General features: G+C 69.9%; 9 protein-coding genes and 1 pseudogene. 7 read left to right on the top strand and 3 right to left on the bottom strand.

What is annotated here, in order from left to right; translation table 11 throughout:
• Nucleotides 1-772, bottom strand: a 772-nt coding sequence (gene xseA, locus ACXJLU_RS32440) for an exodeoxyribonuclease VII large subunit (protein WP_457337854.1), incomplete at its 3' end; no start/stop codon positions are given.
• Nucleotides 765-887, bottom strand: a complete 123-nt coding sequence (locus ACXJLU_RS32435; protein ID WP_457337853.1) for a hypothetical protein — start codon at nucleotides 885-887, stop codon at nucleotides 765-767. The genes xseA and ACXJLU_RS32435, both read right to left, overlap by 8 nt.
• Nucleotides 888-1,182: 295 nt before the next feature.
• Here ACXJLU_RS32435 and ACXJLU_RS32430 point away from each other — a divergent pair, with 295 nt between their 5' ends.
• From ACXJLU_RS32430 to ACXJLU_RS32400, 7 genes are all read left to right on the top strand, one after another.
• Nucleotides 1,183-1,818, top strand: coding sequence for a MotA/TolQ/ExbB proton channel family protein (locus ACXJLU_RS32430; protein ID WP_073466617.1), 636 nt, complete (start codon nucleotides 1,183-1,185; stop codon nucleotides 1,816-1,818).
• A 12-nt stretch (nucleotides 1,819-1,830) separates the two neighbouring features.
• Nucleotides 1,831-2,259: an ExbD/TolR family protein gene (locus ACXJLU_RS32425; RefSeq protein WP_073466707.1), complete on the top strand. Its 429-nt coding sequence runs from the start codon at nucleotides 1,831-1,833 to the stop codon at nucleotides 2,257-2,259.
• Nucleotides 2,260-2,284: 25 nt separating this feature from the next.
• Nucleotides 2,285-3,316, top strand: coding sequence for a tetraacyldisaccharide 4'-kinase (gene lpxK, locus ACXJLU_RS32420; protein ID WP_457337852.1), 1,032 nt, complete (start codon nucleotides 2,285-2,287; stop codon nucleotides 3,314-3,316).
• Nucleotides 3,317-3,330: 14 nt separating this feature from the next.
• A complete protein-coding gene (locus ACXJLU_RS32415; protein WP_457337851.1) occupies nucleotides 3,331-3,534 on the top strand; it encodes a Trm112 family protein in 204 nt (67 codons plus the stop codon).
• Complete coding sequence (kdsB, locus tag ACXJLU_RS32410) at nucleotides 3,531-4,283, top strand: 3-deoxy-manno-octulosonate cytidylyltransferase (RefSeq protein ID WP_457337850.1); 753 nt, start codon at nucleotides 3,531-3,533, stop codon at nucleotides 4,281-4,283. The genes ACXJLU_RS32415 and kdsB overlap by 4 nt, the downstream gene beginning before the upstream one ends.
• Before the next feature lie 164 nt (nucleotides 4,284-4,447).
• Entirely contained in the window at nucleotides 4,448-5,101 is a 654-nt protein-coding gene (adk, locus tag ACXJLU_RS32405; protein WP_457337849.1) for an adenylate kinase, read from the top strand.
• 11 nt (nucleotides 5,102-5,112) lie between these two features.
• The gene (locus tag ACXJLU_RS32400) at nucleotides 5,113-5,871 is read left to right on the top strand and encodes a 3-hydroxyacyl-CoA dehydrogenase (RefSeq protein WP_457337848.1); all 759 of its coding nucleotides are present in this window, start codon (nucleotides 5,113-5,115) and stop codon (nucleotides 5,869-5,871) included.
• Nucleotides 5,872-5,874: 3 nt separating this feature from the next.
• Here ACXJLU_RS32400 and ACXJLU_RS32395 read toward each other — a convergent pair.
• Nucleotides 5,875-6,345: pseudogene (locus ACXJLU_RS32395) on the bottom strand (hypothetical protein); the annotation flags it as partial.

Below are 6,345 nucleotides of genomic sequence, written 5' to 3'. Positions count from 1 at the left end.
GGTCGGCGGCGAAATCGGCCAGCGTCACGTCGGTCTCGTGGCCGACGCCGCAGATCGTCGGCAGCGGGCTGGCCGCGATGGCCCGCACGACGCGCTCGTCGTTGAAAGCCCACAGATCTTCCAGCGAGCCGCCGCCGCGGCAGACGATCAGCGCATCGACCTCGTTGCGCTCGGCCGCCTGCGCCAGCGCGCGCACCAGCGCGGCTGGCGCCTCGGCGCCCTGCACCAGGCTCGGGTAGACGATGACGGCGACCTGCGGCGCGCGCCGTTCGAGCGCGGTCAGCACATCGTGCAGCGCCGCGCCGCCCGTGGAGGTGACGACCCCGAGCCTGCGCGGATAACGCGGCAGCTCTCGCTTGCGCACCGGATCGAACAGGCCCTCGGCCTCGAGCCGCGCCTTCAGCCGCAGGAACTGCTCGTACAGCGCGCCGGCGCCGGCCTGCTGCATCGACTCGACGACGAACTGCAGTTCGCCGCGCGGCTCGTAGACCGCCAGCCGCCCGCGCACCTCGACCCGCTGCCCGTCGGCCGGACTGAACGCCACCAGGCTCGCCGCGCGCCGGAACATCGCACAGCGGATGGTGGCCTGCTGCCCGTCGGCATCCTTCAGGCTGAAGTAGCAATGGCCGCTGGCCGCGCGCGAGAAACCCGACAGCTCGCCTTGCACGACGCAGGCGCTGAAACGCGCCGCCAGCGCGTCCGACACCGCGTTGACCAGCCCCGCGACGCTCCAGACCAGCCGCTCGCCCCGTGCCGCGGACCGCTCAAACATGGGCAAAGCCAGCGTTCATGCGGGTCGAGAACTCCACAAGCCCGCCAATCAAGGGCTGGCGGCGCACTTCGGCTGTCATGCGGCCTTCACAATTGCCTAAGCCTTTGATTTTCAACATATTTTTCGTGCTTAAAGTTTGAGCAATCTGTGGCAGAGCTTGAATTGGCGCGGCTTGAGCGCGTTCGCACCACGGTTGCCCACAAAGTTATCCACAGTTGCGGTGGACTCAGCGATGTAGTCGGCCGGCACTACAACAGGTCACCGCGTCGGACCCCGTCCGGCAAACATGCGGTTGCCTTGCCGATGTGCGTGACGGGCCTGCCTTGGGGTCATAATCGCGCGTCCAAAAAGAGACCGCCCGAGGCCCTTCGGTGAGGCGGTCGCACCCCACCATCGCTGAGAGGACCGGATTGTTTTCGATCATACAAGCCGCTGGCTGGCCGATCTGGCCCTTGCTCCTGTGTTCCATCATTGCGCTCGCGCTGATCATCGAGCGCCTGTCGAGCCTGCGGGTCGCGCGCATCGCACCGCCGCGCCTGCTCGATGAGGTGATCTCCGTCACCCGCGCCCACCTGCCTGCCGCCGACGTGGTCAACAAGCTGGCCGACAACTCGCTGCTCGGGCAGGTGCTCGCCACCGGGCTGCGGGCGATCATCGCCGACCCGCGCATCTCGAACGACAACCTGCACGGCGCGTTCGAATCCGCCGGCCGCAGCGCGGTGCACAAGATGGAGCGCTTCCTGAACACGCTGGGCACCATCGCCTCGGCCGCGCCGCTGCTGGGCCTGATGGGCACGGTCATCGGCATGATCGAGATCTTCGGTTCGCAGGCGCCCACCGGCGGCAGCAACCCGGCGCTGCTGGCGCACGGCATCTCGGTCGCGCTGTACAACACCGCGTTCGGCCTGATGATCGCGATCCCGTCGCTGATCGCCTACCGCTACTTCCGGGGCCTGATCGACGCCTACACGCTCGAGATGGAACAAGCCGCCGAACGCATGGTGCCGCACCTGATGCGCTTCACCGCGGTGCGCAAGGCGAGCTGACGGGCCATGGCGATGAAATTCCGCAAGCACCACCCTGAAGAACCCGAGATCAACCTGATCCCGTTCATCGACGTGCTGCTGGTCGTGCTGATCTTCCTGATGCTGTCGACGACCTACTCGAAGTTCACCGAGCTGCAGGTCAGCCTGCCGGTGGCCGACGCCGACAAGCCGCGCGAGAACAACAAGGAAGTGATCGTCGCGATCTCGGCCGAAGGGCGCTACGCGGTGAATCGCAAGACACTCGATGGCCGCAACGTCGAGATGCTGACCGCCGAACTGCTGGCGGCGGCCGCCGGCGCGAAGGACGCGATCATCATCGTGTCGGCCGATGCGGCGTCGTCGCACCAGTCCGTCATCACGGTGATGGACGCAGCACGCCGCGCGGGCCTCGCGCGGCTGACCTTCGCAGCCCAGACCTCGCAGGGCGGCGAAGCTCGCTGAGCGGCCCGGCGCCGCTCCCGTTCCCGTGTCGCTGTCCCTCCGACTGCAGCGCGCTTGGCTGGCGCGCGGCGCGCTGGCGTGGGCGCTGCTGCCGCTGGCGGCGCTGTACGGCGTCGTCGTCGCGCTGCGCAAGCTTGCATTCGACGCCGGCTGGCGGCGCATCGAGCACCTGCCGGTGCCGGTGATCGTGGTCGGCAACCTGATCGCCGGTGGCGCCGGCAAGACCCCCACCTGCCTCGCGCTGGTCGACCTGCTGCGGCAGCGCGGCTGGACGCCGGGCATCGTGTCGCGCGGCTACGGCGGCACTGCGGGCGACGAGGTCGTGCTGGTGACGCCGGACACGCCGGCCAGCGCCTGCGGCGACGAGCCGCTGCTGATGCAACGCCGCAGCGGCGCGCCGGTGGCCGTCGGGCGGCGGCGCGCGCAGGCCGGCCACGCGCTGCTCGCGGCCCATCCGGCGGTCGACGTGATCGTCTGCGACGACGGCCTGCAGCACCGGCAACTGGCGCGCGACGCGCAGGTCATCGTGTTCGACGAGCGCGGCGCCGGCAACGGCTGGCTGCTGCCGGCCGGCCCGTTGCGCGAGCCGATGCCGTCGGCGCTGCCGGCGCGCAGCGTGCTGCTGTACAACGCGCCGGCCGCGTCGACCCCGCTGCCGGGCCATGTCGTGCAACGCAGCCTGGGCCGCTTCACGCTGTTGCAGGCGTGGCTGGACGGCACCCCCGGCGACTCCGATGCCGGCGCCGGTCTGCGCGGCCGCCGCCTGGTCGCCGCCGCCGGGCTGGCGCATCCGCAACGCTTCTTCTCGATGCTGCGCGATGCCGGCCTGGACATCGCCGAACTGCCGCTGCCCGACCACCATGACTTCGCGGTGCTGCCCTGGCCGTCCGACACGGCCGACGTGGTCGTCACCGAGAAAGATGCCGTCAAGCTCGATCCCGCGCGCCTGGGCACGACCCGCGTGTGGGTCGCGACGCTAGACTTCCAGTTTCCGCCGGCCTTCGCTGCCGACCTGTTGGCGCTGCTGCCCCAGCGCGCGCCGACCGCCCACTTCTGACCCGAGGACGCCCCATGGACACCCGACTGCTTCAACTGCTGGTGTGCCCCCTGTGCAAGGGGCCGCTGGAGCACAAGCGCCCGCCGCAGGACAGCGCGCACGAGCTGGTGTGCAATGCCGACCGCCTGGCCTTCCCGGTGCGCGACGGCATGCCGATCATGCTCGAGGCCGAGGCCCGCTCGCTTGACGTGCCGGTCAACGCCGGGAGCAGCGCGTGAGCTTCACCGTCCTGGTACCGGCCCGGCTGCAATCGACGCGCCTGCCGCGCAAGCCGCTGGCCGACATCGGCGGGTTGCCGATGATCGTGCGTGTCGCGCGCCGCGCCGCGCTGTCGGGTGCGCAGCAGGTGGTGGTGGCGGCGGACGATGTCGAGATCGTCGCCGCCTGCCGCGCGCACGACGTCGCCTGCGTGCTGACCCGCAGCGACCACCCGACCGGCAGCGACCGCCTCGCCGAGGCCTGTGCGCTGCTCGGCCTGCAGCCCGACGAGATCGTCGTCAACGTGCAGGGCGACGAGCCGCTGATCGAGCCGGCGCTGGTCGATGCCTGCGCCGCACTGCTGCAATCGCAGCCCGATTGCCCGATGAGCACCGCGGCACACGCGATCGACAGCGTCGACGAGCTGCGCAACCCGAACGTCGTGAAGGTCGTGCTCGACGGCGCGAACCGCGCGCTCTACTTCTCGCGCGCGCCGATCCCGTGGTGGCGCGACGGCTATGCGTCGGGCATCGAGACGCTCTCGTCGCCTGCTCCCTTGCGCCACATCGGGCTGTACGGCTACCGCGCCGGCTTCCTGAGGGATTTCCCGAAGCTGCCGCCCTGCCCGCTCGAGCAGACCGAATCGCTCGAACAATTGCGCGTGCTGTGGCACGGGCATCGCATCGCGGTGCACGTCAGCGCGGTGCGCCCGGGCCCGGGGGTCGACACGCCCGAAGACCTGGTGCGCGCGAGGGCGCTGATCGGCTGAAGAAGACGAGCTCGAAGCGGGTGTAAACCCGGGGGCGCCGAGGGCCTTGCGGCCTGCCTTGCGTCAGTTTCGCGCAGGGGGTCGCATGCTATTCTCGACTTGAAAAGCCCGAGCCTGCGGCGGCTGGCATCGAGGCCGCAAATTCCATAAATTGAGGAAGACTGATGAGACTGATTCTGCTGGGCGCGCCAGGCGCCGGTAAAGGCACGCAAGCGACCTTCATCTGCCAGAAGTTCGGCATCCCGCAGATCTCCACCGGCGACATGCTCCGCGCAGCTGTCAAGGCCGGCACACCACTCGGCGTCGCGGCCAAGCAGGTGATGGACGCCGGCGGCCTGGTCAGCGACGACATCATCATCGGCCTCGTGAAAGAGCGCATCACCCAGCCCGATTGCGCAAAGGGTTTCCTGTTCGACGGCTTCCCGCGCACGATCCCGCAGGCCGACGCGATGAAGGCCGCGGGCGTCAAGCTCGACCTCGTGCTCGAGATCGACGTGCCCGACGCCGCGATCATCGAGCGCATCAGCGGCCGCCGCGTGCACCCGGCCTCGGGCCGCAGCTACCACCTGAAGTTCAATCCGCCGAAGACCGCGGGCCGCGACGACGTGACCGGCGACGAACTGATCCAGCGCGACGACGACAAGGAAGAGACCGTCAAGAAGCGCCTCGAGGTCTACCAGAAGCAGACGCGTCCGCTGGTCGAGTACTACTCCGGCTGGGCCGCCACCGGCGACGCCGCGGCGCCCAAGTACCGCAAGATCTCCGGCACCGGCTCGGTCGAGGAGATCACGTCGCGCGCGCTGGCCGCACTCCAGTAAGAGGCTGCCCCATGGACATCGCAGGCAAGGTCTTCATCGTGACCGGCGGGGCCTCGGGCCTCGGCGAAGGCACGGCACGCATGCTCGCGGCCGCCGGCGGCCAGGTCGTCATCGCCGACCTGCAGGCCGACAAGGGCGAAGCGGTCGCGAAGGAGCTGGGCGGCGTGTTCGTGCGCTGCGACGTGAGCCAGGAGGCCGACGGCCAGGCGGTCGTCGCCGCGGCCACCGCGGCCGGCAAGCTGATGGGCTTGGTCAACTGCGCCGGCATTGCACCGGCGGTGAAGACCGTCGGCAAGGATGGCGCGCACCCGCTCGCGGTGTTCGCGAAGACCGTGACGGTGAACCTGGTCGGCAGCTTCAACATGATCCGGCTCGCCGCCGAGGCGATGAGCCGCAATGCACCCGAATCCACCGGCGAGCGCGGCGTGCTCATCTCGACCGCCAGCGTGGCCGCCTACGACGGGCAGATCGGCCAGGCGGCCTACGCGGCCTCGAAGGGCGGCATCGTCGGCATGACGCTGCCGATCGCACGCGACCTGGCCCGCAACGGCATCCGCAACATGACGATCGCGCCGGGCATCTTCGGCACGCCGATGTTGTTCGGCATGCCGCAGGAGGTGCAGGACGCACTCGCCGCCGGCGTGCCCTTCCCGAGCCGCCTCGGCACGCCTGCCGACTACGCGAAGCTGGTGCACCAGATCATCACGAACGAGATGCTGAACGGCGAGGTGATCCGCCTCGACGGCGCGATCCGCCTCGCCCCGAAGTAGCTGCTACTTCTTGCGCGCGAACAAGGCCCAGAGCCGGGCCAGGTCGGCGGTGCCGTCATTGCCCTGCACGGTCCTGAAGGTCGCCGCCGACTTCGCGTGGTCCCCCGCCACCAGCTGCGCGATCGCCAGGTGCAGCTTCGCGTCATCCGGCCGCTTCGTGCCCTTCGCGATGCCCTGCTGCATCAGCTCCAGCCCCGGCTTCGCCTGGCCACCGTAGACCTGGTCCATGCCGATCGCCAGCAACTCGCCGCCGTCCTTGGCCGCCTTCGCATCGGTGAGCGCCTGCGCCTGCCCGGCCTTCGCCTCGGCCAGCCGCTTGGCCACCAGGTCCTTCAGCCGCTTGTGCCGCTCGGCCTCCGGGCCCACGCCCAGCACGCCCGCAGCGAACCCCTTGTCCATCGCCTGCTGCGCCTCGTTCAGGCTGCCCGCCTGCACCGCCAGCTGCACCATCTCCATGTAGTCGGCCGCCGCGCT

Source organism: Rhizobacter sp. P5_C2 (assembly GCF_054049715.1).
The sequence above is the reverse complement of the archived record's forward strand: the minus strand, read 5'-3'. Positions and strand labels throughout refer to the sequence as shown.